We start from the raw sequence: 25,036 nt of genomic DNA, 5'->3' as shown, positions 1-25,036 counted from the left end.
GGCGTGGACTACCGGAAGCTGCTCGGGAAGGTGGAGTCGGCGGTGCTGCCGTATTTCGGCGGCGGGACCGTGGACGCGCCTTCACGCCGCCTGCGCGTCACCCAGCCCGTCGCCCCGGGCTGGTGGCGTTTCGAGGTGAAGGGCCGCGAGGCCACCGCGCGCGAGCCGGCGTCTCCAGATGGGTTGGAGGCGCTGCCGCGCGTGCGGGGCCATGTCTGGGGGACGCGGCTGGTGCGCGAGGGCGCGGTGGCGGAGGCGCTGGCGTTGATGCCGGAGGAGGAGCCGCCGCGCCTGTCGCCGGTGACGGCGCGCCGCTGGCATGACGGCACGCTGCTCTTCGAGGGCGTGGAGTTCGAGGGCGAGGCGGAGGAGGCGGCGCGCCGCGCGCTGGAGGAGGACCGTGCGCTGGGGGACGCGCGTGGCGTGAGTGCGTCGCTGCGCGCGGCGTTCGGCTTCGCGGTGCTGGAGGCGGCATCGCGCGGCACGGGCATCCCGTTCGCGCCCGTGGAGGCCCGTGCGCGGGTGCTCGACGTGGCGCGCGAGGGACGCGCGGAGGCGGAGCGCTGCCTGCGTGTGCTCGCGGACGAGCGTGCGCGCTTCCTCCGGACGCAGGCGGAGCAGGAGGCCCGGCGCGAAGAAGCGCAGACGCGTGCGTGGACGCACCGCGAGCACGGTGCGCCCGAGGTCTGGCGGGACGCGGAGGGGCGCGAGATCGCGCGGCCGTTGTCAGGGCGTGAGCGTGAACGGTGGGAGGCCCTGACGCGGATGCGCCAGGAGCCCGGCCCGTCGCCCTTCCCTGGCGACCCAACCGGACGCGAAGCAGCCCGGGCCCGGCCCCAGGGCACGCGGGACGGAAGGGGCCCCACGCGACATGAGCGCTGGCGTGCGGAGTCGGAGGTCGGCGCGTGGGTGGAGCGCGCGCTGGACAAGGCCGGCGCGCGGCTGCTCGGCCACCGCCGTCTGGGGGACGGCCTGCTGGAGGTCGTCTACACGTTCATGGGCGAGCGCTTCGTCACGGTGGTGGAGGCCGCGACGCTGCGCGTGCGTGACGCGGGCGTGTGCCTGGCGGGCGCGGACTCCCAGGTCACCCTGGAGAGCCTGCCGTCGGTCCTGAAGGAAGCCATCGACACGGACGCGCTGGTCATCACGCGGCACGTCTGAAGCGCGTGTCCGACCGGGCCCGTTCACCACGTCGGTACGGGTCATTCGGGAGGAAGGACTTCATGTCGACGACGCGCGAGGTGTGCCTGCTCATCGGGCCGGAGGACGCGGTGCTGTGGGGCGATTCCTTCGACGACCCCGTGGCGCTTCCGGACTCCCGTGCACGGTGGGAAGCCATCTGGAGCCTGCGGGACACGCTGGTGGAGATCACCCACAGCCACCCCGAGGGCCCCCTCGGCTTCTCCCAGGAGGACGAGACGACCATGGCCGCGCTCCAGGTGGCGCTGGGCCGGCCGCTGCGCTTCTCCGTGGTGGCCCCCGACGGCATGTTGGTCCGCACCGGCGGCGAGGACGTGCTGGTGAGCGACGAGCCCCCCTGGGCCGCGCCGCTGCGCATCGCCTCGGGGCTCTTGTACGGCCGTCCGCGGCAGGCCCCGACCCTCCTCCAAGAGGACGGCCTGCTCCTGGACAGCGCCCACCGCAAGCCGTGAGCCTCTTCTTCAGCCCGGCAGCAGGATGATGCGGGCGATCTCCGGCGGCGCGGCGACGCGCATGGGCGGGCCCACGAAGCCGCACCCGCGGCTGACGTAGAGCTGCGACTGGCCCAGCTGGCTCAGGCCCGCGTTCTGGTCGCCCCAGATGAGGTGGCCCAGCACGTTGCCCGGGAACATCTGTCCACCGTGCGTATGGCCTGAAACCTGGAGCCCCAGGCCGCGCTGCGCCACCACCTCGAAGTTGGAGGGCTGGTGCGCCAGCAGCACCGACGCGCGGTCCGGCCTGCGCCCCTTCAGCGCCGCGTCCAGGTCATAACCGGGTTCACCGAACCGGCTCGCGCTCCAGTCGTCCACGCCGATGAGGTCGAAGGACGCGCCCGCGTCACCAATGGACACGGTGCGGTTGCGCAGCACTGTGATGCCCAGCCCCCGGACGAACTCCGTCCACGCCTCCACGCCGGAGTAGTAGTCGTGGTTGCCGGTGACGAAGTACGCGCCGTGCCGCGCCTGGAGCGCGCCGAAGCCGCCCACGTAGCGCCCCAGCTCCCGCACCGTGCCGTCCACCAGGTCGCCCGTCACGGCGATGAGGTCCGGCTTGAGCGCGTTGGTGCGCGCCACCAGCTCATCCACGAAGCGGCGCTGCAACACACCGCCGATGTGGATGTCCGTGAGCTGCACCAGCGTGAAGCCCTCCAGCGCCTTGGGCAGCCCGGGCAGCCGCACCGGGATGTCGCGCACGTCCGGCGGATGGAACGCGCGCCAGGCGCCGAAGCTGCTCACCGTCGCGCCCGCCACGGTGGCGCCCGCGGCCATCCCTCGCGCGAGGAAGGCCCGGCGCTCGGGGGACGGCGGCTCCGGGGCCTTGCGCACGCGGGCGAGCACGCCCCGCACCACGTCCAGCCCCAGGGTGAACATGAGCAGGTAGAGCACCAGCCCCATCCACACCAGCAGCGCGATGCCCGTCCACCACGCCACCTCGGAGGAGAACATCGCCCCCACCATCCGGGCGCCCAGGGAGCCCACGAGCCCCCCGGCGAAGAGCCCCATCCCCGCGCGGCGCAGCGCCTTGCTCGCCGTCACGTCGCGCACCAGGCGGCGGTACAGGTAGACGTGCGCCACCGCGAGCAGCGTGGTGACCGGCACGAGGAACAGCGCCATCCGGAGCCATTGGGGCATGAAGGCCGTGGCTATCCGCGCAGGAGCCGGTCCACGAGCGCCACGTACTGCTGCTTCGCGGCGTCCTTCGCCAGCCCCTTGCGGCCGGCCCACGCGTCGTACTTCGCGCGCCCCTTGATATCGAGCATGCCGGGGCGCTTGCCCTGCACGTCCCCTTCGGTGCCCTGCTTGTAGAGGGAGTACAGCTCCAGCAGCGTGTCGTTCGAGGGGGCCTTGGACAGCGTCTTCACCCGGGTCTGGGCGGCGCTGAAGTCATCATCGAGGGCCATGCGCGGTCTCCGGCAAGCGTGTGCCGGAGACCTTAACAGCCCGCTTCACATCGTCGGCAGCCAAAGGTGGCGGATGTCCTCCGGCAGCTGGGCGCTCACGTCCTCCGCCTCGCCTTCGCTGATCTGATGGCGGACGGCGTCCATCACCGCGCGCACCACGGGCTCCACGGCGTCCGGATGCAAGGCCAGGTCCTCGCCCACCTGCTTCAGGAGCTCGTCGCGGCCGAACTTCTCCGGACGGGGCTCGGCGTCGTGGCGTTCACAGCGGTGCAGCAGCTCCGTGAGCTTGCGCGGCAGCTGTGCCTCCAGGTCGTGCGACTCCTCCACCTGGATGCGCTGCTCCAGGCCGCAGAGCACGGAGACGGCCGCCTGCTGGGCGACGCTCGGGGACATGCCTCCCCGCTCACAGAGGTGGTCGATGAAGCGGGCATACGTCTGACTGGCCCGCATCGCACTGCGCCGCGCACGCCGCTCCTCGATGGACAGCTCGCGCCGCTCCTCCGCGGGCTCCTCGTCCTGGGGTGTGCCCGAACGGCGCTGCGGATCACGGTCTTCAGCCATGGGGGTCCTCCCTGTCGGTCCCGGTGGGTAACAGGGTGCCCACGCCCGCCTCGGCGGGCACGTCATCGCGGACTGCTGGACTGTCCGCCGGCTGCCTGACTGCTAGGCGGCCACGCGGCGGACGTAGGTGTCCCAGAGGGCGCCGAAGAAGAAGCCGCCGAAGCGGGCCAGGGCCTCCGCCCGGTGCACGCCATCCCGGGCGTTGAGCACGCGCAGGGTGGTGAGCTGGCGGGCGAACTCCTCCGCGGTCAGCCGCAGGAAGCCCCGGCCGATGCACGGCGCCTCCGGCCCGTCTCCCCGGTGCAGGGACACGAACAGCGTCGTGGTGTCCTTCCACAGGTCCAGGCCCGGGTCGTCATAGAGGTCCTTATAGCCCTCCAGGTAGTAGGCCTCGCCGGCCTCGCTGAGCAGGTGGAGCAGGTACTCCATCCGCTGGCCGCCCGGCCGAGCGTGCTCGCGGGTCATCAGGCGCAGCTCGCCGCGCGTCACCACCAGCGGGCGGGACGACAGCACCGGCGCCGTCACCGTGCCCATCAGCTTCAGGGGGTGGCGCTCGTCGCGCAGCGTCGCGTCCAGGTCCTCGGCCGTCACGGTGAGCACGAAGCGCAGGGGCGTGGCGTCGTCGCGCTCCGGGTCCCCGGCCTCCAGGTGCGGGGCCTTCACGTCACCGGACACGAAGCCGTGCATCGTCTCCGTGAAGCGGACGCCCACGGGCCCGGGGGCCGGACAGGCCTCCGCCTCCGGCAGCGGCGCGTAGTCGATGGTCCACCCATGGCGCCGGGCCATCAGCGCGCAGGCGCGCTCGGCGACGGCGGAGATGGTGAGCAGCGGGTTGATGCCCAGCGAGCGCGGCACCACCGACCCGTCGGACACGTACAGCCCTTCATGCACCGCGCGGCCGGAGGCGCTGGAGAAGACGCGCCCTTCGTGGTCCACCACGCCGTCCTCCGCCCGGTCGGCCATGACACAGCCGCCCAGCGGGTGCGTGCACAGCAGCTCCTTGCCGAAGGCCTCGGACCAGAGCGGGTAGCGCACGAAGGTGCCGCCCAGCGCGGCGGTGGCCCGGCGCAGGCGCTCCTCGATGCGGGTGAGCTGCGGGTCGCGGCCGGCGTCCGGCCAGTGCAGGCGCACGCGGTCGTGCTCCAGCCGCAGCTCGCCCTTGCCCTCGTCGTGCGACATCACCATCAGCGTCTGCGTGTGCTCCACCGCGCCGTGGTCCGGGCCGCGCACCAGGCTGTCCGCCTGGCGCAGCCGTTCCTGCACCCAGTCCAGGATGCCCTCGTCGGTGTCCTCGCCCACCAGCGCTGCGGCCCCGGCGAGCGCCGCGGGCATCAGCGACGCGAGCGCGCCGGGGATGGCGCCCTCCTCGATGATCATCCCCTCGTCCAGCCGCGCGGTGTCGCGCTGGTCGATGACGCCCGCGATGCAGGGGCCTACCGGGTCGCGCGTCTCGTGGTCCTGCTCGCCGTGGCCCACGCCGTGGACGGGCATGTCCAGGTTGTAGCCGAAGGCCAGCACGTCGCCGTTGCTGCTGAAGCGGTGGCCCAGCTTCGACGACACGGGCAGGCCGCGCTCGCGCGAGCGCAGGAGGATCTCCGCCGTGCCCATGGTGCCCGCCGCGAGGATGACCCGGTCCGCGGTGAGCCAGGCGTCGGGCGCGTCGAAGCGCTCGCGGCCGGTGTTGAGGGGCCGGTAGTAGACGCGCCACTTCGCGCCGTCCGGCACCACCGCGCGCACCGCCACCTCGGTGAAGATGCGGGCCCCGTGCGCGTGGGCATCCGGCAGGTAGTTCATCAGCACGGTGTTCTTCGCGCCGGTGTTGCAGCCCGTGGCGCAGTCACCGCACAGCGAGCACCCCGGCTGCCGCACACCCGCGGCGTTGACGCCCGCCTCGAACGTCACCGCCACCGGAGGCCGCGTCATCCGTCCGCCCAGCTTCTCCGCGGAGATGCCGAACGTCTTGAGCTTCTGCAGGGGCGGATGGTCCTCCGGGTATGGCAGGGGCCGCAGCATCAGCTCCGCGTGCGCGAAGCCGTCCTCCAGCAGGCCATGCACGTCGGCGCGCAGGGCCTCCGGCCAGCGGGGGTCCTCGAACACGCGAGGGTCGGGCCGCATCGTCACGCCGGCGTTGATGAGCGACGTGCCGCCCAGGCCACAGCCGTCGATGACGGACACGTCGCCGTTGCGGTGGACCTCGATGAGGCCCGTGGGGCTGCCCACATCCAGGTCGCCCTGGCCCGGAGCGCAGTGGAGCTGGAACTCGGCCACGGCCTGCGCGGGCGTGCGCGGCATCTCACCCGGGTGCATTTCCCGACCGCGCTCCAGCACGCAGACCTGCTGTCCCGCGCGCGCCAGCCGGCTGGCGGAGATGCCGCCGCCGTAGCCCGACCCCACGACAACCACGGGGTAGTGTGATGCCAGCTCGCTCCACGGGGACGACAGCCTGCGCATGCTCGCTCCTGGCGGCCTGACCGCCGCCCTCTTCCGGATGCTGCCTTTTTATTCCCCACCGGTGACGCCAGCGAGGGGCCGCATGCTGCGCGGTTCAACGGCGCGGATCCACTCCCCGTCCAGCTGGGGCCCCTGCCTGTCCCCCTGGACAGGCTCCCTCCTGCCCGCCCGGACAGCAGGCGGCCCACCTGCCCGGTCGGGTCCTGCCGGACAGACGTGAAGGGCGCGCGTTCTTGAGCGGAAATCCTCCCGGGCCCCGGTCGTCCCAAACCTGTCCGACTGTCGGACAGGTTCGCGCGGTGCGCCGCCGACGGGGACACGCCTCAAGTCCTGAGGACTTAGAAGAAGCGGCGCAGCACCCAGGCGCCCAGGCTCAGCAGCACGGAGATGACGAGCATGGACGCCAGCGGCGCGAAGAAGCGCGTGTGGCCGCTCTCCACGCGGATGTCGCCCGGAAGCCGGCCGAACCAGGAGAAGGCCCCGGCCCACACCAGCAGCCCCACGACGATGAGCCCCAGGCCCGCCACCACCAGCATCAGGCCCATGGACTTCATGCGGGACTCCCCTCCTCCAGCTCCGCGGCCTCGCCTCCCGCGCGGCGGAAGGCATTCACCAGCCGGTGCGCGTGGCGCGTCGTCTCCGGCTCGCGGTAGCGGGGGCTCGCCTTCAACACCCACTCCACGGCGGTGTCCAGGTCCATGCGGTGGCCGGGAGAGACGTACACGGGGCTGACGCCCGCGCGGGTGCGGACCGCCATGCCCACCACTTCCCCCTTATGGGTGATGGGGGACGTGGCGCCCCGCCGCTCCGCGAGCTTCCCGGGCGTGCCCACCAGCAGCGACTTGGCACAGCCGATGGACGGGATGTCGAACAGCAGCCCGCCATGGCAGGCGATGCCCAGCCGTCGCGGGTGCGCGGTGCCCTGGCCGTCGAAGACGAGCACGTCGGGGCGGACGGTGAGCCGTGCCCAGACGGCGGCCAGCACCGGCAGCTCACGGAAGGACAGCAGGCCGGGGACATAGGGGAACGTCAGCGGCACCGCGGCCACGGCGCGGGCCACCGGCTCGAGCGTCGCGGCGTCGAGCACCACCATGCCGCCATAGCCCGTGTCATTGCCCTTCTCCGTGGAGATGTCCGCGCCTGCCAGGCGGGTGATGCGCAGGCCCGGGGGCGGTTCGAGGATGAGCTGCTCGCGCAGGCGCTTCTGCAGCGCCACGGCCTCCGTGGGCGTCACGTTCCAGTCATGCGGTGCTCGTGGTGACTCCATGGGTCTCCTCCCGTGAACCCAACACTGTGCATCGTCTGGCCGGGGCGTGACCGCTGCTCGCTTCCCCTGCGTCCAGGAGAGGACGGACATCGGCCGGGCGGGGTTGTCAGGAAGCGCCTGGAGGCGCCGTCCCGGGCCAGGGTTCCCTTCCTGGAGGCTCGAAGCCATGGCGACGCTCAACATCACCCTCGATGGACACTCGGCGGACGTGCCGGTGGAGCTGGAGCGGCACATCAGCGACACCGACGTGCGCCGCATCGCGGTGGAGCTGGTGCGCTCGGGCGGCGTGCCCGGTCTGCACCGCTTCGAGCTGCGGGACGAGGCCTTCCAGCACTACGTCGTGGACCGCTTCCGGGGCGCGCACGGTGAGGAGCGCATCTACCTGCGTCCGAAGGTGCCCTTCGGGGCGTGCTGAGGACCGCCGCCATGCGCATCGTCTTCTGTGGCGTGGGGGCCATCGGGTCCACGGCGGCGCTGCTGTGCCGCAACCTGGACGCGACGTTGGTGTTCATCGACTTCGACCGGGTGGAGTCGAAGAACCTGCTGTCGCAGGCCTACGTGAAGCCGTCCGTCGGAAAGAACAAGGCGGAGGCGCTGAAGCTCCAGCTGCACAACCTGCACGGCGTGAAGGCGGAGGCCTTCGGCGTGCGCCTCACGCGCGACAACGTGGAGGCGCTCTGCAAGGGCGCGGACCTGCTGGTGGACGGCTTCGACAACCAGGACAGCCGCCAGCTGCTCAGCGACCACGCCCGGAAGACGGGCACGCCGCTGGTGCACGGCGCGGTGTCCGCGGACGGCACGTTCGGGCTGGTGCGCTGGGATGAGCGCTTCACGCCGGACGCCGAGGACACGCACGGCCAGGCCACCTGCGAGGGCGGCGAGCACCTGCCGCTCCTGGGGCTGCTGGCCGCGACGCTCGCGCGGGCGGTGCAGGACTTCCGCAAGCACGGGGTGAAGCGGGACGCCTTCGTGAACCTCGACGCCGTCACCCCGGTCGCGGGTCAGGGCTGAGCCTCCGAGCCGGCCCCCTCAGCCCGCCCGCGACAGGGCGTCGTGCTCCTTGTCGAAGCGCACGAGCGCCTGGACGATGTCCTCCTTCGAGTCCGTGAGCAGCAGGTGGCGCGCGTAGTCATGTCCCCGGGCCAGGTGCTCCAGCAGCGGGTACACGGGCCGGGTCTTCGTCCAGAACTCGCGGCCCAGGAAGAGCATCGGGCTGATGACGCCCACGGTGTTGTAGTGGTTCTGGCAGGCGTCCTGGAAGATCTCCTGCACGGTACCCGCGCTGCCGGGTGAGTAGACGACGCCGCCCCGCGCGATGGTGAGCAGGCCCTCCTCGCGCACGCTGTTGGCGAAGTACTTCGCGATGCGCGTGGCGAAGGGGTTGGGCGGCTCGTGGCCGTAGAGCCAGGTGGGGATGCCCAGGCTGTCGCCCATCGCCGCCGCGTCGCGCAGGGGCCAGGTGGCGCGCACCTCGAAGGCCCGCGCCAGCCAGTCCCGGTCCTTGTAGGACGGAGCCCGGGACAGGACCGCGAGCGCCGCGTCCAGGTCCTCATCCGCCCGTCCAGCGAACCACGCGCCCAGGTGCGTGGCCTCCATGGCGCCCGGGCCGCCGCCGCTCACCAGGAAGAAGCCCAGGCGCGCCAGCGAACGGGCCAGCTCCGCCACGGAGCGGTAGTCCTCCTGTCCCCGCAACATCGAGTGCCCACCCATGATGGCCACCACCCGGCGGGGCTTGCCCTGGTCCAGCAGCGCATCCTCCAGCGCGTCGCTGATGGCGTGGTCGTGAAGCCGCTGCGCCAGGGTCTCCAGGATGGACGGCGGGTGGGCCCCGCCGCGCGAGTTCCAGTGCGCGTAGATGCGCGCGTCCAGCGTGTCCGCGTAGGTGTCCGGAAGGGTCGGGTCGAAGCCCGCGTACAGCTCCTCCGGCGTGTAGAGGCTGCTGCGGTACGGGCAGTAGGGCAGCCCGGAGAACGGCGGGAACACCATGGCGCCCCGCTCGATGACGCGGGACAAGGTCGCGGGCTCCAGCAGACAGCCCAGGAAGACCGTGCCGGTGAGGTCCGCCTTCAGCAGCGCGTCACCCCACGCGCGCAGGTCCAGCCCCTGGAGGATGACGTTGGCGAGGCTCCGGCCGTCGCGCAGGTGCTGCTCGAAGGCAGCCAGGGTCTCGAGTTCCGTCATGGGGGTCTCCGCGAGGTGCGTGTCAGGAACGGGATTATCGCCCCGTCGGTCCTCCCCAGAAAGGAGGGATGCCCATTGCAGATCCGAAACGCGCTTGACCCGAAGCGACCCGCCACGAAGGTGGCCTCTCCGGAGAACCTGGAGCGGGCCACCGCATCCTTCCGTGGCAGTGCGCCCGGGACCTGACGTTCGCACCCGCCTCCCGTAAGCCGGGAGGCATGGCCAGGGCCGGGTTCCCGAAGGGGGACCCGGCCCTTGTCGTGACCTGGGAGCTCGTCATTTCAGCCGCGCAGGCGGACAGGTTCCTTGCTCCCGGTGCCTAGAAATGAGCCTGGTAGCAGAGGAAGTTTCCCCCCGTGAAGTAGAAGGCCGACGAGAGGGTGGTGCTCGACGAGCTCGCGCAGAGGCTCACGATGATCTCCGCGCGCTGCCGGTCCGCGCCCAGCACGGTGTAGTCGGCTCCGGAGAACACCTGTGATGCTCCAGACAGGAGCGCCCCCTCCACCTTCACCCGGAAGAAGCCTCCCAGCTGATCCCTGGTCGTCGGGAAGGGCACGCTGGAGTACGCGGAGAGGGCGACCCTGACGACCTTCGGCGTCGCCTCCCCGCAGGCGGCCGCGTCCATCGTGGTGCCCACCATCCGGGCGTCATAGAGGATGGGCCCCGTGGTCCCAAGCCGGTCCTTGTCCTGGAAGTTCTCGTAGTTCAGGCAGGTCGGCGCCGGGAGCGCTACGCACAGTCCCTGGCGGCAGGAGTGCGTGCCGTAGTCGCAGGTCGATTGGCCCTCACCCGTGCAGAACGGATCGCTGCCGCCCGACTCCTTGCAATGCCCCGTCTGGGTGTCGCAGACCTCGCCCGTGCCGCACTGCGCATCCGTCGTGCACTTCGGCGTGCACACGTCGTGCGGGATGGAACACACCAGCTCGGAGCCGCCCTGGTTGCTGTTGCACAGCGCATCCGTGGAGCACTTGCACACCTTCTGGAGGACGGTGGCGCTCAACGCCGTGCAGGTCTTCGCGGTGTCCGGGCAGTCCGCGCTGGACTCGCAGGTCTGGACACAGACCTTCGCCGCGGGGTGGCAGAGCTCGGAACCCAGACAGTCCGAGTCATGCGTGCACGACAGGTCCCGCACCACCGGGACCCCGCACTCGCCCGTCGCCGTGTCGCACGTGCGGCCGTCGCTACAATCCGCGTCCTCGGCACACCGGGGCACGCAGACCTTCGACGTGGCATCACAGACCTCTGAAGCCAGACAGTCGGCGGAGGCCGTGCACCGCGGGTCCCGCTCCTCCCGGACCACGCACTGTCCTGTCGCGCTCTCGCACCGCTCGGTCGGGCCGCAGTCCGCATCCTGCGTGCACCTGTCGTCGTCAACGACGGGGTCTCGGGTGGAGCAGCCCGGCAGCACCACTCCCATCACGACGAGCATCCACCCGAGTTTCCAAGCTCTCATGCCGGTTCCCCCCCGCTGGACTGAGAACCCGATTGTAGCCGATGGCGACCCCACCCGCGTCGGGCGCGGGAGCGATGCCTACTTCACCGCCACCTGACGGCGCGGCGGCTGCGCCACCGGACGCTGCGGCAGGGCCTTCGCGGACACCTTCGCGCTCGCCACGGCGTCCGCGGTGGGTGCCACGCTGGTGTCCTGGAGCGGGTGGCCCTGGCTGTCCGTGTAGACGCCGTCCGCGAAGGGGCCCACGTACAGCTGGGGCGTGGCGGGCAGCGCCTGGGTGAGCACGGTGAGGTAGTTGTCCATCTCGTGCCGGATGGTCGCCTCCTGCGTGCTGGTGTCCCCGAGCGTGTTGTAGAAGAGCACGTCGAACTCCACGCCCACCTGCGTGTAGTTGGGCGCCAGCCACGAGGGCGGCAGCGTGGGCACCACGTCGTACTGGTTCACCACGCGCACCGTCGCGGGACTCGTGACGTACTGGGCGTAGGCCGTCCCCCACGAATCCGCGAGCCCGGCCTTCGGCGCCGCGAACGTGACGGTGGTGACGCTCAGTGACGGCTGGCTCACCGCCAGGTCCAACGCCAGCAACTCCGCCAGCCCTCCGCCCAGGCTGTGGCCCGTCACGTAGAGCGTCTGGATGCTGTTTGCCTTCAGCCACGCGAACACCTGCGCCTGCATCGACTGCGGCACGCCGGTGCCCGTGCCGGTGTAGATGCCCCAGAAGCCCCCGTGCACCTGCGGCACGGGAGACATCGCCGCGCCGGAGAACGGCGCGAAGGACGTGGTGGCGTACTGCTCGTCCGCGCTCGTGTCCGCCGACGTCACGGTCCCTCGCAGCGCCAGCATCGCCGTGCTCGAGTCCGCGCCGGAGGTGAACCACAGGCCGAACGCCTCCGCGACCCCGCCCTTCTGCGGCACCCACGCCGTGAGGCTGTCCGCCTGCGTCCAGCCCGAAGGCACGGAGTAATCCTTGCCGTTGAAGGAGGCGTAGGCCGCGACCACGCCCTGCCCCATGCCCAGCACCTGGGTCGCGTCCAGCACGGGCTGAATCGGCGTGGAGAGCGGGCTCGGCTGCGGACGGGCGGCGGCAACGGACGAGGTCGTCATGATCAACTCCCAGGAACATGTGGCGGGTGGAATTGCCGGGACCTGATTGCAGCGCCCATGCCGCACGCCGCTCCCTCGGAAGACCTCGCGGCGCGGGCGTGCTCGCGCGCTTTCGACGCGTCGACCGACACGTCGCCCAACACCTCCACGCGACTGGTGACTGGAAACATCAGCGCCCTGACGGCAGTCACCAGGAGGGCTGCCGTTGGCGAGGCCAGCGCCACGCGCCTCTCAAACAAGATCAACGGCTTGCGAGGGCCCTGCCGGTGCCGGGGCGTTGGCACATCCGCTGCTATGTGTGTCCTCGTCGCTGAACGCAGCACTTGCTCCCCTTCCTGAAAAGAGCCCCGTCATGGCCGTCTCCCCCATTGGCAGCAGCCCCGCTTCCTTCCGCTCCCCCATCCAGGAGTCCGCTCCTCCCCGCGCCCCCAGCATCCCGGGCTCCGTGGATGCCTCCGCCTCCGCCCAGAAGCCGGGCGGCAAGGGTTTCGACCTGATGTCGGCCCTGAAGACGGACGGCTTCGACGCCGGTGGCATCGGGGGCAAGGCCGCAGAGCTGAGCAAGGTGCTGGAGGGCGTCGCCTCCGTGCTGGGCAGCATCGCCCAGCTGGTGCAGGGCATCACCCAGGGCGCGCAGGGCGTCACCGAAGGCGTCAAGGGCGTCGCGGGAGCCGTGGGTGGCGCCGCGACCGGCGCGCTGTCCCTGGCCCAGTCGCCGCTGCAGGACCTGACGGCGGGCATGAGCCAGGCCCCGAGCCTGGAGTAGCCTGACGCAAAGCCAGACGCCGTGAAACAAAGAGGCGTGACAGCGATGAGCTGTCACGCCTCTCTGGCATCACGTCCTGGACGCGGCTACTCGATGGACGCGACCTTGTCGTCCTTGCCGAACTTCACCCGCACCTTGGACGTCTTCGACTTCCAGTACGTCCAGGTGCTGGAGTTGAACGAGGGCGTCTCATGCGGAGGCGGCGGGCCCCACGCCATGCGCACGGCCTCGCGGCTCATGCCGGGCTCCACCTCCGACGCGGAGACCTTCTTGCGGTCATCCGGCGACAGGGCCTGGAGCCTGGCGGCCTGGTCCTCCAGCGCGAACGACGCCTGGAACAGCTTCCACGTCTCCGAACCCGAGCGCGAGTCGTTCTCGAACTCCAGCTCCGCGCCGGTCTCCACGACCTTGAACTTCACGGAGGACGAGCCCTTGTCCAGCACCTCGACCCGCGCGTTGAACGGGATGATGGGCCCCTTGAGGTAGTTCACCCAGGACACGGTGCCGTCGTCGAAATGGAAGTTCGCGGTCGCGTAGTAATAGGTCTTCTCCACCGGGGGCGGCGGGGGGGCGGGGGCCACGGGCTCGTCGCCAACCCGCACGACCTTCCCGTCCGGACCGAACTCCACCTCGAACGTGGAGAACTTCGAGCTCCAGTACGTCCAGCGGTTGCCCTGGAGCGACGGCGTGCGGTGCGGCGGCGGCGGACCGGCCGTCAGCAGCACGGCCTCGCGCGACATGCCCCGCGCCAGCTCCCCGGCCCGGACCTGCTTCTGGTCCTCGGGCGACAGCGCGGCGATGCGCGCGGCGGGGTCCTCCGGAGCGAAGAAGCCGGCGAACAGCACGTTGATGGGCTTGCCCAGACTGCGGTGCGTCACGAACCGGAACTCGGCGCCCGAGTCCATCACCTTGCAGCGAATCTCGTCGTCGTCCCGGTCGATGACCGCGACCTTCGCCCCCACGGGGATGGCCACGCCCTTGCCGCGGTAGTTCACCGCGGAGAGCTGGTTCTTGTTGAGCAGGAAGGTGGCCTGGGCGAACACCACCTCGGCCTGGGCAGTCACCGCCGTCAGCAACCCCAGCGCGAACAGCGCGCCAAGGACATTCTTTCGATACACGCAAAACCCCCTCGGATTGAGCAGCGGCGCGTTTGTAGTGGTGTCTCACGCGCCGCCGCAAGGGGGGTCCACCGCGCCTCGGAGCGGGCGCGGCGGCTCCAGACCTGCCAGGTCAGGGGATGTAGCCAGCCCCGATGTTGATGCCCGGATCGCCCGTGCGGCCGTCGGCCCTCGCGACCCCCGCGTTGATCATCCCGAACATGTCGATGAGCTCCCCCGTGTTCGCGCCATCCAGGGTGCCGTTCCCGAAGAAGGGGTCCCACGCGCCTTCGATGATGGCGCCGGAGAGCTCCGTGACGGCGTCCTTGCTCGCGTCGATGTCCCCCGCGAAGTGGTTGCCCAGCCACTCGAAGACCGTGTCCACGCTCGCGCGGTCCCCGGTGCCGCTCTTGATTTGGGAGTAGGCCTCCTTCACCCCCGGGATGGACTCGAGGGTGGTCTCCATGAGGCTGCCCATCACGTCCACGATGGCCGTCTTGCGCGCGTGCTCGTCGTCCATGGCCTGCAGCGCGCCGCGCGCCCCCTGGAAGAGCGAGCCCAGGACGAACCCCATGTTGCGAGCCAGGACGTTGCCGCCCCCGTTCGCCATGAAGTCGGCGTTGCCCTTGCCCGCGGCCAGCGCGTCCACGATGCCCTGCTCCGCCCCCACGCCCAGGTACTTCTGCAGGGCGTCCGTCACGAGGCTCCGGCTGTCCTCGCTGCGGAAGGCGACATGGTCGAAGAACTTCACCAGCGGCGCGTCCCGCCCTCCGCTGAGCCGGTTCTCGGGGTTGGCGGCCGCATCGACGATGCCCGCCGTGTCGTTCGCGAACATGGTGGCCAGCGCGCGGTGGGTCCCGGGGCTGTCGTGGAGGAAGTCGCCGTCCACGGCCAGCGAGGCCTGCTGGAACGCCTCGATGCGCAGGTCCTTCGCGGCCTGCGGGTTGGAGAAGCTGCCCGGGTCCAGCTGGGCCACGTCCATCAGGAACTCGTTCACGCCGGCCCGCGCGGCGTCCTGGAAGTGCGTCCCGGTCTGGAGCTCCGGCGCCTCCGCGGCGGTGAGCGTGCCCAGGAAATCCGTGCGCTGCGTGTCGGAGAGGCCCACGATGGGGTCGAGCCCCGCCGTGCCCGGGGTCATGGAGCCCAGGGCCCACGCCACGGCGCGGGCCTCCTCGGGCGCGAGCGACGACGGGTCGGCCTTGAACGCCTCCAGGTAGCCGTTGGCGAACTCGCTCCGGAGCGCGTCACTGCCGGAGTTCGCCACGATCCACGCCGCGGTGGAGGCGCCGGGGGCATCACACGCCGGCCGGCCCTGCTGGATGCCCTCCAGCGCCGCCGCGGCCTCGGCCTGGCCCGGAGCACCCGGGGGCAGCGCGTGGAGCGCGCCCATCATCCGGGAGAGCCCCTGCATCCGGGCCTCGTTCGCCTCCCGGTCCGTCCCCAGGGGGTTGCTCGCATTCTGGACGCCCCAGGCCAGGGCCTCGCCGAGCAGCTCCGGCCCCAGCGCCTGCACCAGCTTGCCCTGGTCCTCGACGGAGTAGGACTCGGTGGCGGCGGACAGGAGGGTCCTGGCGAGTCCCGGGCCCTGGTCCGGCATGCCGCGCAGCTGGGTCATCAGCTCCGCGACCCGGTCCGGGCCCAGGGCGGCCATCAGCTCCTGGCGGAAGGCGACGTCCTCGGCGCTCGTGCCGCGGTGATTCCCCAGCAGGGTGGTCAGGCCATAGGGCTGCTCCTCCGGCGGGAACGCGTTGAGGGTGTCGACGGCCGCCTGGACCTCCGGAGAGACCGCCCCGGTCTGGACAGGCGTGGGCGTGATGACCTGCCCGGTCGGGATGATGGGGCCACCGGGGGGAGGCACGGTGCCGCTGACGGTGCCACCCCGGGTGGCGGAGGTGCCGCCCGGAGGAACGGGGGTGCCAGCCGGGGGCATGGGCGTGGGCGTCCCGAAGGCCTGGAAGGAGGTGCTTCCGCCCAGGAGCCGGGCCTGGCGCGTCCGCGTATCCGTCGAGAAGGAGTCCTGGTTCCGCTGCTGCTGGACCGGGTTCGGCGTCACCGGCCGCGCGGGCGGCGGTTCGACCTTCGCCAGGACGGGCTTGTTCTCTTGCAACGGCTGCGACTGCGCGGGACCGCGGAACTGGATCTTCACGAAACACTCCCCCTCGACGCGTGTGAGCCACGCTTGAGACATGGCTCTATCAACGCGTTCCGGAGGAGCGTGCTTAAACGCGATTAAATGCGGTTAATCAGGCCGCGGCGCTGCCGCGCGCGCCGTCCCAGTCCTCCACCTCGTAGAGGAACTTCGTGCCGCCCTTGAGCTTGCGGTTGGCGGACGTGCTCTGGACGAAGACGACGTACTTCTCCAGGCTCGCGGGCCGGATGCGCACCGTCTCTCCCGGCGGCAGCCCGAGCATCTCCCGCGCGCGCTCGCCGCTGTAGAGGTCACCGGACTTGCGGTCCATCAGCACCACCTCCTTGCGGCCCTGGATGGTCTCCGTCTTGGTGAACTCGTAGAAGCCGCGCCCCGTCCTGAAGCCCAGGCCGTTCTCCGTCACGAACTCCTTGATGGCGCTGTCCGCCTCCACCTCCAGCACCTGGAAGCGCCCCGGCGGCACCGCGCGCAGGTCCGTCTCACCGAAGAGCGTGGACGCGGCCCGCTTGAGCATCGTGTTGAACATCGCGTTCAGGCCGCGATTCATGCGGCCCTCGCGGGACACCTCCGCCTCGTACGCCTGGAGCTGCGCGTCCGACGACTGCTTGTAGCAGACGGCCAGCAGCATGTCGGTGACGTGCGAGAACTGATCCAGGCTCAGGTGGAAGCCGCCCGACTTCTCCGCCAGCTCCTTGTAGAACGACGTCGCGTGACGGCGGTTCAGCGCCTGGACGCCATACACCGGCACGCCCATGGCCCCCAGCGCGGCCACCTCCTTGCGCCAGTCCAGCTTCTTCGGGTTGTGCTGGGGCGGGTGCGGCACGTCGTCGCCAATGAGCACGAACGCCTTCGTGTAGCCCTTCGTCCAGGACAGGCTTTGCGCCTCGTGCAACACCAGCTCGTAGCACTCGGGCGCGTCCCCGCCGCCCGTCTGGCCCACCTTCTCCACGAAGCGCGTGATGGCCTTCGCGTCGTCGGTGAGGTCCAGGGCCTTGGTCACGTAGGTGGACCCCGCGTCACAGTAATCGCCGTGCGCGATGATGCCGATGCGGATGCCTGGAATCTCCTTCGTCAGCCGGTCCACGGCGGCACCCAGCTTCTTCCGCACCTGCGCGAGACACGGATACATGCTGCCCGTGGTGTCAAAGCTGAAGACGACCTCGACGCGATTATCAATCACAGACATCGTCATGGCGCACTCCCCCTCGTTTCGTTCCTCGCTGCGACGAAAGGAACAATACGCGTGGGGTCTGACATGGAAGGGGGCTCCCGGCGTCGGATTCCGGGCGGCCTCGTACTCCCGTGCCGTTGCCAGACCGGGGCCCTCGTTGCGTAGTGTCCTGGGGGGTGTCACGCCCCCGCACCACCCAGGGGGAACCATGAGGAACATCGGCATCATCGGAGCGGGTCAGGCGGGGCTCCAGCTGGGCTTCGGCCTGCTGGAGAAGGGCTACGCCGTCACGGTCTACTCGGACCGCACGCCCGAGCAGCTCTTCAACGCCCGGCTCGCCGCGACCACCTACCTCTTCGGCCGCGCGTACCAGTACGAGCAGGAGCTGGGGCTGGACTTCTGGAAGGGCCCGGGGGAGTACGCCCGGGGCGGGGACCTGGACGTCTGCGCGGCCCCCGGCCAGCGGGCGCTCCGCGTCCAGGGGCGCATCCTCCAGCCGGGCAAGGCCCTGGACCTGCGGGCGAAGTACTCGCGCTGGCTCGCGGAGTTCGAGCGGCGCGGCGGCACCGTGGTGGTGCGGGACGTGGACGTGGACGGCCTGGAGAAGCTCGTCCCGGAGCATGACCTGGTGGTCGTGACGACGGGGCGCAACAGCTTCACCCGGCTGTTCGAACGGGACGCCGAGCGCAGCGTCCACACGCAGCCGCAGCGCAACCTCACGGCAATGATTGTCACCGGCATGAAGCCGCTGAACGAGACGCCCTACCCCGCCCTCAAGTTCATCCTGACGGCCGGCCACGGCGAATACTTCTCCATGCCGTACTTCGACCGCATCCGGGGCCCGCTGAACTGCATCCTGCTGGAGGCCATCCCCGGGCAGGGGCTGGACCGCTTCGCCGGCATCGACACCGCGCGGGAGGCGATGGAGCGGATGAAGGGGGTGCTGCGCGACTTCTCGCCCTGGGTGGCGGAGCGGCTGGAGGGCGCCGCCATCGTGGACGAGTCCTCCTGGCTCACCGGCGCGTTCACGCCCACGGTGCGCAAGCCGGTGGGCCGGCTTCCCTCGGGCCGGGCGGTGATGGGGATGGGGGACGTCGTCATGCTCAACGACCCCATCGCGGGCCAGGGGCTCAACAGCGCGTCGAAGCAGGCCCATGCGATGACGCGGGCCATCCTCGAACATGGCGACCAGCCCTTCACCCCAGACTGGATGGAGCAGACCTTCGAGCACTTCTGGCGGACGGAAGGCCAATACATCACCGCGTTCACCAACATGCTGCTCCAGCCGCCTCCGCCGCACGTGCTGCGCTACCTGGGGGCCGCCTCGGCGGTGTCGACGCTGGCGGACACGTTCTTCGACAACTTCGGAGAGCCGCAGCGCTTCTGGCCCTGGATCGCCAGCCCGTCCGAGACGGAGGCCCGCATCCAGCAGGCCTCCGCCGCGTAGGGCCCCGGGGGCTGGCTTCTGGCGCGGGCCCGCCCCCGTTAGGATGACGCCCCCATGGGGAACGCAACATGAGTGGTGAGGGCTCACGGCCCGTCGCCGTGGTGCTGGTGGGGCTCACGAACTTCCGGCTGGGACGCATCCTGCTGTGGACCACGACGGTGTTCCTGGGGCTGCTGGCGCTCGTGCCGGGGCCTGACAGCGGGACCCTGTGGCACCTGGCCGCCATTCCGGGAGTGCTCGCCCTGATGGGGACGGGCACGGCGTGGTGGAAGGAGCGCCAGAGCTCCCGGTCCGGTCCCATTCCCTGGCTGCTGCCCCGGCTGGCCGTGGGGGCCGTGCTCTTCGGCGCCGCCGCGCTCCTGATGTGGTGGCGGCGCCGGCGCGAGCTCAAGTCCGACGCGCCGGTGTCACCGCCCTCCGCGGAACAGGTGGACCAGTGGGCCACGGCCGAGCTGGGCCTTGCGTCCATGGAGCGCCCGTCATGAGCCACGCGGCCTTGAAGCAGCGGGGCCCGGACGAGGACTCATTCGCGGTGCCCCCACGTGAGTCCATGGGGGGCATGGCGCGCGCGGGCTTGCGGAGCCTCGTCGCCATGGTGCCCGCGCTGCTGGGCTCCGGCGTGAAGGGCGCGCTGAAGGGCTTCTTCCTCTTCGGGTGCTTCGGCCTGGCGCTGGCCGGCGTCTTCGTCCTCGCGCCGCGCTGGACGGGCGCGGCCCCGACACCGGCCTGGCTGGACGTGCTGAGCGTCGTGCTCACGCCGTCGGCCCTGGCCGTGGCTGGGGGCTACGTGTGGATGCTCCATGGGGTCAGCTCGCGGCTCGCGAGCGAGGTGCGAGCGCGAGGGCTGATGGGCTATGCGTACGCCATCCTCAAGCCCGCGACGCTGCAGGTCGCCCGGCGCCTGCGTGGGGCCGGCACGCCCAGCCGCGCGGAGCTCACCCGGGCCATCGAACAGTCGGTGGCGGAGCGCATGCTCGAGCCCGAGCAGGAATCAGCCTCCTCCCGCGCCGGGTGGCTGGAGGGCTTCCTCATGGACCAGTCCCGCCGGGTGCTGGGGCTCATCGCCCTGCGAGCGGTGCTGACGTCGCCGGACATGCCCTCCGCGGTGCGGGAGCTCGAGCTGCTGGCCATCGACCGGCTGGAGGGGGTGCTGGAGGAGACACTGGAGGACGTGTTCTTCCTCCAGATGGTGCTCGCACTCGGCGTGGGCATCCTCGTCGCCGTGGTGCCAACACTCCTGCTCCTCTTCCTGCCCCGCTGACGGCGGGACGTGCCGGGCTCTGCTAGCCTCCCGCCGTCCCGCCAGGGTGGGACAGGAGGCGACGCCGGGATGGACTCACTGGACGCGCGCATGGAGCGGCTGGAAGGCCGGCTCCGCAGGTGGCAGGGCCTCACCCTCGCGGCCTTCGTGCTGGCAGGAGTGGGGCTGGGAACCGCGGCCCTGCGTGACGCAGCACCGCCGCACGCGGGGGAGCTGGTCGCCTCCCGCCTGGTGCTCAAGGACGCCCAGGGCCGCACAAGGGCCAGCCTGGACGCGAACCGCCACGGCGGCGCGGCGCTGGTGCTGAACGACAGCGAGGGCCGTCCCAGGGCCCTGCTGGGCGTGGGCGAGGACGACTCGCCCCGGCTGCGCTTCTCCACGGCGGAAGGCGAGTCGCTGGCGGAGCTGATGGTGTTCTCGGACGAGGCGCCGCGCCTGACGCTGTCCAAGTCCGGGGGCGCGGAGCTGTTCTCGGTGGGGCTCCAGGTGGACGGCTCGTCGCGGCTGGAGCTGGCGGACGTGACGGGAAGGCCCCGGGCCATCCTGGGCGCGGACGAGGAGGGCTCGCCCGGGCTGCTCCTGGTGGACCGTCGAGGCCAGCCCCGCGTGGAGCTGCGCGTGGGCAGCTCCGACGAGGCGAGCCTCGTGCTGGAGGGCCGCAACGGCCAGGTGTTCCGCGCGCCCGGCGTGCAGTAACGCCGCGTCATTTCCGTCAGCCGGCGGACGTCGTCACTGGCGAGTACGAAGGCCAGGAGCACGACACGGAGCTGCCCGACCTGGCCCGGTATCTGGCGACGCTCGCGGACGTGGACAACGTCCGGTGCATCGAAAAGCGGAACTGGCGCAAGCAGCGGTGTCAGGACTGATTTTCCGCCGCGTCACTCTCCAGCAAGAAAGGAGTGACGCCCATGACGAAGCGCGACGAGCCGAACCCGAAGCTACCCATCGACATGGAGCCCACTCCGGACAGCCTGGACCTGGCCATCGCCTCGTTCCGCGGCAGTCCCCCCGGCACCTGACCCACGCCGCCACCCGGTAACTCCGGGACGGGCATGGACAGAGGCCGGGCTCCCGAGGGGGGACCCGGCCTCAGTCATGTCCGGGTCCTCCCTCGAGGGCACGAATCTCATCGGGATGTAGCTCAGTCTGGTCAAGAGCGTGTGCCTCGGGCGCACAAGGTCGCTGGTTCGAATCCAGTCATCCCGACTTCACCTTCAAAGACAAACACCGCCGGGGTAGCCCAACTTGGTAGAGGCGCCGCGCTCAGAACGCGGAGGTTGCGGGTTCGAATCCCGCCTTCGGCACTGTTTCGCCCTGTTCAAAGCCGCGTTCCCCAAAACGCGCGCACCTCTTCCTCATCCCTATTCCTACACCAGCTTTCTCTGCGGGGTTATAGGAATAGAGGTTTGACGGTTTTACGTGACACAGCCGCTTCGCGGTGCCGCTGATGCCTGATGCTCGCCCCCGCTGTCATGACGAGCAAGCGTCAACCATGGCTGCCGTCAAACTCGTTTCCCCAAAACTCCTAGACGCGCGCACCGCATAGGCGCTCACTTCTCCCCTATCCCTACTCCTACATCAACTTTCTCTATGGGGTTATAGTACTACCCGGTCACTTGAATCCAGCTGGCGACCATGATCTACGGTCGGGATGACACCCGCACAGCTCAAGAAGCTGGACGAGGCGCTGGGCGCCTACCTTGAGGAGATGGTCGTCGGCATGGGGCGGCTGGAGAGACGGCGCGCCATGGAGGCCTACGTGACAGGCCTGCTGCTGGACGGGGAGCGCAAGAGCATTGAGCCGATGGCGGCCCGGCTGGTGGAGGACGCAGGCGAAGTCGAGGCGATGCGTCAGCGGCTGCAGCAGTGCGTGTCGCAAGGGACGTGGAGCGACGAGTCGCTGCGGGAGCGACTGGCGCGGAAGCTGGAGTTGCGGCTACCGGAGTTGGAAGCGCTGGTGGTGGACGACACGGGGTTTCCGAAGAAGGGGAAGCACTCGGTGGGAGTCGCCCGGCAGTACTCGGGGACGCTGGGGCGCACGGACAACTGCCAGGTGGCCGTCAGCCTGCACCTGGCAGGGGCACGCGGCAGCGGGTGCATTGGCATGCGGTTGTACCTGCCCGAGGAGTGGGTGACGGACAAGGCGCGGCGCAAGGCGGCCGGAGTCCCCGAGGAGGTGGGCGCCACGCGCAAATGGGAATTGGCGCTGTCGCAGCTGGACGACGCGCTGAAGTGGGGCGTGCGCAAGCACGTCGTCCTGGCGGATGCGGGGTATGGCAACTGCCGGGAGTTTCGCGAAGGACTCACGGCACGGGGCCTGCCCTACCTCGTCGCGGTGCCGGGGCAGCACAAGGTGTGGCCTCCGGGGGCGACGCCACACCTGCCGGTGAAGAAGGCGGGCACGTACGGGCGCCCTCGGACTCGCTTCGTCGACGACAGCGGCGTGCAGCCCTGGACGATTGAAGAATTGGCACGCCAGTTACCTGAGGAGGAGTACCGCCGCATCAGCTGGCGCGAGGGCAGCCGTGGCATGCAGTCCTCCACTTTCGCCGCGGTGCGAATCCAGGTCGCTGAAGGCCATGTCGTGCGCAAGGCGCCGGGCGCCCCCGAGTGGCTCTTGTGCGAGTGGCCGCCAGGCGAGGCTGCGCCAACGAAGTACTACCTCTCGTCTCTGCCGGAGGACACGCCCCTCAAACGCCTCGTCACCTTGGCGAAGCTGCGCTGGCGCGTTGAGCGCGACTACCAGGAGATGAAGGGCGAAGTCGGCCTGGACCATTTCGAGGGCCGCACCTGGAGAGGCTTTCATCACCACGCCACGCTCTGCATGGTGGCCCATGGCTTCCTCGCGCTCCGTCGAGCGCTTTTTCCCCCGGAGGAGGATTCCCTGGACGCTGCCCCAGGTGCGTCGACGGCTTCAGCATCTGCTGCTGCGCCGCCTCGGCCATTGTCCGCTGTGCCTCCGCAGACTCGGCGCTCGCGCTCCTCCTCAAGGCCCCTCACGCATCTGATCAAGTAGTAATAGGAACAGAGGTTTGACGGCTTGACGTGACATGGGGCTACACGGTGCTGCGGTGCCGCCTCGTTGCGCTGAGGGGTCAGCCGCGCTTGTCGTAGGGGCTTGGGGACTTCACTTCGCTAGCCCGCCTGCCGTTGTCTTTGGTGACGTTCCAGCTCGCGCCTCTTGACGATCGAGCTGTCGCGCATCGGCGTGCTTCCAGGTATCCACGATATTCTCGGATGCTGGCATACTCCACAGTCGGCCAGCCTTCCTCCTTGGCTCGCGGGTTCGACTGAAAGGACGTGACCATGCGACTCCGCGCTTGCGCCGCACTCCTGCTCTTCCTCGCGGCTTGCGCCACGCCGGCACCAAGCCCCAGGGCGCGCTCGTCCCGGAACCCGAGGATCGCCAACCTCCAGCGTGCGGCGGCGCTGCCGTGGACTGACGGAGGACGGTGCGTGGTCCGCGAAGCGTCGCAGTCTTGGCCGGTTCTGGTGGAGAGGTGCTATCGAGCCCTTGACCATGACCGGATCAAGTTCCACGACACTACGGGAAGATGCGCGGTCGCGTCCGCTGACGCCGCAGCTGTGGGAATCGGTTTCTGCGTGCTGGCGGCTCCTGAGATTGCCGTGGGAGCCGTGATCGTGCTTGGCGTGGTAGTGGTCGGCTTCGCCATCAAAGAAGCGCTGGACGCATATGAACTCCGCCATGCCTACCCCGAAGAGGCTGGGGCCTCACGAGGAACGAAGGTGTCATCCCGAGAAGCTGAGGTGCAACGCAAGCCCAAGCTGAAGCCCGAGCCAGCGGGGCAGGATTGGCTCCCTCCGGTTCCGCCCGAATCACCGGATCGCGAGCGCCGTTCCGAATGCAGGCCCGTCCCGGTGCGACATTTGGGCGGCAACGATCCACACAACGAATGCGCTGACAGGATCCCCAACAACAGCTTTCCTGGTTGGGATGTACTCGTCAATGGGAAGAACTTCGACGGGCTGGTCCTCATCAATCGCACGCTGTGGGATATCAAGACGGATGATTTTGAAAAACAGCCACCGCGCTCCCAAAGGTTCTTTGTCAGGATGAAGCTGCCTGAACTGAGGCGCGAGGCCAAGCTCGCAAGGGACTGCGGGTACAACTTCGTCATTGGAGTGCGAAGCGCCGCTCATAAAGCCGTGCTGTTCGACGAAGATCCAACCCTCAAAGTTGTCATCATGGACTGGTGTTGAAATGACGGCCGCTCACAGAACCCTCATTGTCATCGCCCACGCGCCTGCGCTCCAGGATGATGACGACCGCCCGACCGCGGTTGTCCATGCAATGGAACGTGCGCTGCCCGGCTTACGCCTTGGGTGGACGATGTCGGAAAAGGGGGACCTCGTCGCCTTGCCTCAACGCGACGAGTGGGTAGCGGCCAATATGACAAACGGCGGCTTCCCGTTCCTCTGCAACGATGATGACAACCAGCTCGTGACGGTGGCCGGACAGGAAAACCCAAACGGTCTTGCAGCAGGAAGCCCGCCGCATTTTGAAATCCATGCGGACCTGCCGCTCGACGCAGTCGGCCTCGCGGGGGCTGTCGATGTGCTTGCAGGTGTATCGGAGGGCGCTCGCGCCGTATGGGGGCATGCGACGCCGAGCGGTTATGGTGGGATCGTGGCGCAGCAGTTCCGCCATCCCGGCGATGCGCTGCACGTTCCGCCCCATGGACTACCATCGCTCAAGCTCCCATGGGACAGGTCCACGCCTGAGGTTCCGCACTTCCTTGGATGGCTGAACTACTGGTCTGCCGCTGCCGCACGGGCCATCGGATTCCCAGACCTGGCTCGGGACGCGGACCTGCTTTCACGGGCGCGGCGCACGGCATCGGGCGGCTGGGTCGTGCAGCTCACCGACGCGCCGCTCGACCTGGACAACCCCGCCCACCTGGACGCGCTCCTTCGGGCCTATGAGCGCTTCCCGGAGATCGGCGGGCGTGCAGCGCCTTGACTCGATTCAGGGTCTCGGGATGCCGCTCCGCCTGTAGGAAAGAGACC

General features: G+C 70.0%; 24 protein-coding genes and 2 tRNA genes. 14 read left to right on the top strand and 12 right to left on the bottom strand.

Going from position 1 to position 25,036, the window contains the following annotated elements:
* Positions 1-3: 3 nt before the first annotated feature.
* Both NR792_RS34650 and NR792_RS34645 read left to right on the top strand, forming a co-directional pair.
* Positions 4-1,161 carry a hypothetical protein gene (locus NR792_RS34650; RefSeq protein ID WP_375756984.1) on the top strand — a complete coding sequence of 386 codons (1,158 nt, stop codon included), beginning with the start codon at positions 4-6 and terminating at the stop codon, positions 1,159-1,161.
* 62 nt (positions 1,162-1,223) lie between these two features.
* Positions 1,224-1,652: a hypothetical protein gene (locus tag NR792_RS34645; RefSeq protein ID WP_375756983.1), complete on the top strand. Its 429-nt coding sequence runs from the start codon at positions 1,224-1,226 to the stop codon at positions 1,650-1,652.
* 9 nt (positions 1,653-1,661) lie between these two features.
* Here NR792_RS34645 and NR792_RS34640 read toward each other — a convergent pair whose 3' ends face one another.
* From NR792_RS34640 to nfi, 6 genes are all read right to left on the bottom strand, one after another.
* Entirely contained in the window at positions 1,662-2,831 is a 1,170-nt protein-coding gene (locus tag NR792_RS34640) for a metallophosphoesterase (protein WP_375756982.1), read from the bottom strand.
* Between the two features lie 11 nt (positions 2,832-2,842).
* On the bottom strand, positions 2,843-3,100 hold the full coding sequence (locus NR792_RS34635; RefSeq protein ID WP_338266578.1) for an acyl-CoA-binding protein: 258 nt from the start codon (positions 3,098-3,100) through the stop codon (positions 2,843-2,845).
* Between the two features lie 45 nt (positions 3,101-3,145).
* Positions 3,146-3,661, bottom strand: a complete 516-nt coding sequence (locus tag NR792_RS34630) for a DUF2267 domain-containing protein (RefSeq protein ID WP_375756981.1) — start codon at positions 3,659-3,661, stop codon at positions 3,146-3,148.
* A gap of 102 nt (positions 3,662-3,763) precedes the next feature.
* Complete coding sequence (locus NR792_RS34625; RefSeq protein ID WP_375756980.1) at positions 3,764-6,112, bottom strand: GMC family oxidoreductase N-terminal domain-containing protein; 2,349 nt, start codon at positions 6,110-6,112, stop codon at positions 3,764-3,766.
* A 338-nt stretch (positions 6,113-6,450) separates the two neighbouring features.
* Positions 6,451-6,666, bottom strand: coding sequence for a DUF2905 domain-containing protein (locus NR792_RS34620; RefSeq protein WP_375756979.1), 216 nt, complete (start codon positions 6,664-6,666; stop codon positions 6,451-6,453).
* Positions 6,663-7,379: a deoxyribonuclease V gene (nfi, locus tag NR792_RS34615; RefSeq protein ID WP_375756978.1), complete on the bottom strand. Its 717-nt coding sequence runs from the start codon at positions 7,377-7,379 to the stop codon at positions 6,663-6,665. Before nfi ends, NR792_RS34620 begins: the two co-directional genes overlap by 4 nt.
* Before the next feature lie 166 nt (positions 7,380-7,545).
* Between nfi and NR792_RS34610 the strand changes: the two genes are divergently transcribed.
* Positions 7,546-7,794, top strand: coding sequence for a hypothetical protein (locus NR792_RS34610; RefSeq protein WP_338266569.1), 249 nt, complete (start codon positions 7,546-7,548; stop codon positions 7,792-7,794).
* 11 nt (positions 7,795-7,805) lie between these two features.
* Positions 7,806-8,390 carry a ThiF family adenylyltransferase gene (locus NR792_RS34605; RefSeq protein ID WP_375756977.1) on the top strand — a complete coding sequence of 195 codons (585 nt, stop codon included), beginning with the start codon at positions 7,806-7,808 and terminating at the stop codon, positions 8,388-8,390.
* Positions 8,391-8,408: 18 nt separating this feature from the next.
* On the opposite strand, the gene NR792_RS34600 is transcribed toward NR792_RS34605, so the two are convergent.
* The 3 genes from NR792_RS34600 to NR792_RS34590 form a co-directional block, all read right to left on the bottom strand.
* Positions 8,409-9,560, bottom strand: coding sequence for an LOG family protein (locus tag NR792_RS34600; RefSeq protein ID WP_375756976.1), 1,152 nt, complete (start codon positions 9,558-9,560; stop codon positions 8,409-8,411).
* Between the two features lie 319 nt (positions 9,561-9,879).
* Entirely contained in the window at positions 9,880-10,692 is an 813-nt protein-coding gene (locus NR792_RS34595) for a hypothetical protein (RefSeq protein ID WP_375756975.1), read from the bottom strand.
* Between the two features lie 399 nt (positions 10,693-11,091).
* Positions 11,092-12,117, bottom strand: a complete 1,026-nt coding sequence (locus NR792_RS34590) for a lipase family protein (RefSeq protein WP_375756974.1) — start codon at positions 12,115-12,117, stop codon at positions 11,092-11,094.
* Between the two features lie 352 nt (positions 12,118-12,469).
* Here NR792_RS34590 and NR792_RS34585 point away from each other — a divergent pair, with 352 nt between their 5' ends.
* Positions 12,470-12,883 (top strand): hypothetical protein, encoded by a 414-nt coding sequence (locus NR792_RS34585; RefSeq protein WP_375756973.1) that lies wholly within the window; start codon positions 12,470-12,472, stop codon positions 12,881-12,883.
* A gap of 86 nt (positions 12,884-12,969) precedes the next feature.
* Here NR792_RS34585 and NR792_RS34580 read toward each other — a convergent pair whose 3' ends face one another.
* The 3 genes from NR792_RS34580 to NR792_RS34570 all read right to left on the bottom strand — a co-directional run bounded on the left by NR792_RS34580 (position 12,970) and on the right by NR792_RS34570 (position 17,321).
* Entirely contained in the window at positions 12,970-14,001 is a 1,032-nt protein-coding gene (locus tag NR792_RS34580) for a hypothetical protein (protein WP_375756972.1), read from the bottom strand.
* 112 nt (positions 14,002-14,113) lie between these two features.
* Positions 14,114-16,126, bottom strand: coding sequence for a hypothetical protein (locus tag NR792_RS34575; RefSeq protein WP_375756971.1), 2,013 nt, complete (start codon positions 16,124-16,126; stop codon positions 14,114-14,116).
* Between the two features lie 97 nt (positions 16,127-16,223).
* The gene (locus NR792_RS34570) at positions 16,224-17,321 is read right to left on the bottom strand and encodes a vWA domain-containing protein (protein ID WP_375756970.1); all 1,098 of its coding nucleotides are present in this window, start codon (positions 17,319-17,321) and stop codon (positions 16,224-16,226) included.
* Positions 17,322-17,508: 187 nt separating this feature from the next.
* Between NR792_RS34570 and NR792_RS34565 the strand changes: the two genes are divergently transcribed.
* The 9 genes from NR792_RS34565 to NR792_RS34525 all read left to right on the top strand — a co-directional run bounded on the left by NR792_RS34565 (position 17,509) and on the right by NR792_RS34525 (position 24,989).
* A complete protein-coding gene (locus tag NR792_RS34565) occupies positions 17,509-18,747 on the top strand; it encodes a styrene monooxygenase/indole monooxygenase family protein (RefSeq protein WP_375756969.1) in 1,239 nt (412 codons plus the stop codon).
* A 68-nt stretch (positions 18,748-18,815) separates the two neighbouring features.
* Entirely contained in the window at positions 18,816-19,232 is a 417-nt protein-coding gene (locus NR792_RS34560) for a hypothetical protein (protein ID WP_375756968.1), read from the top strand.
* Entirely contained in the window at positions 19,229-20,008 is a 780-nt protein-coding gene (locus NR792_RS34555) for a hypothetical protein (protein ID WP_375756967.1), read from the top strand. The genes NR792_RS34560 and NR792_RS34555 overlap by 4 nt, the downstream gene beginning before the upstream one ends.
* 69 nt (positions 20,009-20,077) lie before the next feature.
* Positions 20,078-20,704 carry a hypothetical protein gene (locus tag NR792_RS34550; RefSeq protein ID WP_375756966.1) on the top strand — a complete coding sequence of 209 codons (627 nt, stop codon included), beginning with the start codon at positions 20,078-20,080 and terminating at the stop codon, positions 20,702-20,704.
* A 434-nt stretch (positions 20,705-21,138) separates the two neighbouring features.
* Positions 21,139-21,214, top strand: a tRNA-Pro gene (locus tag NR792_RS34545).
* A gap of 23 nt (positions 21,215-21,237) precedes the next feature.
* Positions 21,238-21,312: transfer RNA gene (locus NR792_RS34540), tRNA-Leu, on the top strand.
* 347 nt (positions 21,313-21,659) lie between these two features.
* Complete coding sequence (locus NR792_RS34535) at positions 21,660-23,024, top strand: IS701 family transposase (protein ID WP_375756965.1); 1,365 nt, start codon at positions 21,660-21,662, stop codon at positions 23,022-23,024.
* Between the two features lie 290 nt (positions 23,025-23,314).
* Positions 23,315-24,229, top strand: coding sequence for a DUF6310 domain-containing protein (locus NR792_RS34530; protein WP_375756964.1), 915 nt, complete (start codon positions 23,315-23,317; stop codon positions 24,227-24,229).
* A gap of 1 nt (position 24,230) precedes the next feature.
* The gene (locus tag NR792_RS34525; protein WP_375756963.1) at positions 24,231-24,989 is read left to right on the top strand and encodes a DUF5953 family protein; all 759 of its coding nucleotides are present in this window, start codon (positions 24,231-24,233) and stop codon (positions 24,987-24,989) included.
* Positions 24,990-25,036: the final 47 nt, after the last annotated feature.

Source organism: Corallococcus exercitus, assembly GCF_042231735.1.
Classification (GTDB): domain Bacteria; phylum Myxococcota; class Myxococcia; order Myxococcales; family Myxococcaceae; genus Corallococcus; species Corallococcus exercitus_B.
This window is presented reverse-complemented; position numbering and strand designations above follow the sequence as displayed.

Excerpts from the sequence above, each read along its gene's own strand:
- nfi (WP_375756978.1), bottom strand. The coding sequence starts at position 7,379 with ATGGAGTCACCACGAGCACCGCATGACTGGAACGTGACGCCCACGGAG.
- NR792_RS34525 (WP_375756963.1), top strand. The coding sequence starts at position 24,231 with ATGACGGCCGCTCACAGAACCCTCATTGTCATCGCCCACGCGCCTGCG.
- NR792_RS34600 (WP_375756976.1), bottom strand. The coding sequence starts at position 9,560 with ATGACGGAACTCGAGACCCTGGCTGCCTTCGAGCAGCACCTGCGCGAC.
- NR792_RS34535 (WP_375756965.1), top strand. The coding sequence starts at position 21,660 with ATGACACCCGCACAGCTCAAGAAGCTGGACGAGGCGCTGGGCGCCTAC.
- NR792_RS34645 (WP_375756983.1), top strand. The coding sequence starts at position 1,224 with ATGTCGACGACGCGCGAGGTGTGCCTGCTCATCGGGCCGGAGGACGCG.
- NR792_RS34570 (WP_375756970.1), bottom strand. The coding sequence starts at position 17,321 with ATGACGATGTCTGTGATTGATAATCGCGTCGAGGTCGTCTTCAGCTTT.
- NR792_RS34630 (WP_375756981.1), bottom strand. The coding sequence starts at position 3,661 with ATGGCTGAAGACCGTGATCCGCAGCGCCGTTCGGGCACACCCCAGGAC.
- NR792_RS34565 (WP_375756969.1), top strand. The coding sequence starts at position 17,509 with ATGAGGAACATCGGCATCATCGGAGCGGGTCAGGCGGGGCTCCAGCTG.
- NR792_RS34605 (WP_375756977.1), top strand. The coding sequence starts at position 7,806 with ATGCGCATCGTCTTCTGTGGCGTGGGGGCCATCGGGTCCACGGCGGCG.
- NR792_RS34530 (WP_375756964.1), top strand. The coding sequence starts at position 23,315 with ATGCGACTCCGCGCTTGCGCCGCACTCCTGCTCTTCCTCGCGGCTTGC.
- NR792_RS34620 (WP_375756979.1), bottom strand. The coding sequence starts at position 6,666 with ATGAAGTCCATGGGCCTGATGCTGGTGGTGGCGGGCCTGGGGCTCATC.
- NR792_RS34590 (WP_375756974.1), bottom strand. The coding sequence starts at position 12,117 with ATGACGACCTCGTCCGTTGCCGCCGCCCGTCCGCAGCCGAGCCCGCTC.
- NR792_RS34635 (WP_338266578.1), bottom strand. The coding sequence starts at position 3,100 with ATGGCCCTCGATGATGACTTCAGCGCCGCCCAGACCCGGGTGAAGACG.
- NR792_RS34555 (WP_375756967.1), top strand. The coding sequence starts at position 19,229 with ATGAGCCACGCGGCCTTGAAGCAGCGGGGCCCGGACGAGGACTCATTC.
- NR792_RS34550 (WP_375756966.1), top strand. The coding sequence starts at position 20,078 with ATGGACTCACTGGACGCGCGCATGGAGCGGCTGGAAGGCCGGCTCCGC.
- NR792_RS34610 (WP_338266569.1), top strand. The coding sequence starts at position 7,546 with ATGGCGACGCTCAACATCACCCTCGATGGACACTCGGCGGACGTGCCG.
- NR792_RS34560 (WP_375756968.1), top strand. The coding sequence starts at position 18,816 with ATGAGTGGTGAGGGCTCACGGCCCGTCGCCGTGGTGCTGGTGGGGCTC.
- NR792_RS34585 (WP_375756973.1), top strand. The coding sequence starts at position 12,470 with ATGGCCGTCTCCCCCATTGGCAGCAGCCCCGCTTCCTTCCGCTCCCCC.
- NR792_RS34625 (WP_375756980.1), bottom strand. The coding sequence starts at position 6,112 with ATGCGCAGGCTGTCGTCCCCGTGGAGCGAGCTGGCATCACACTACCCC.
- NR792_RS34640 (WP_375756982.1), bottom strand. The coding sequence starts at position 2,831 with ATGCCCCAATGGCTCCGGATGGCGCTGTTCCTCGTGCCGGTCACCACG.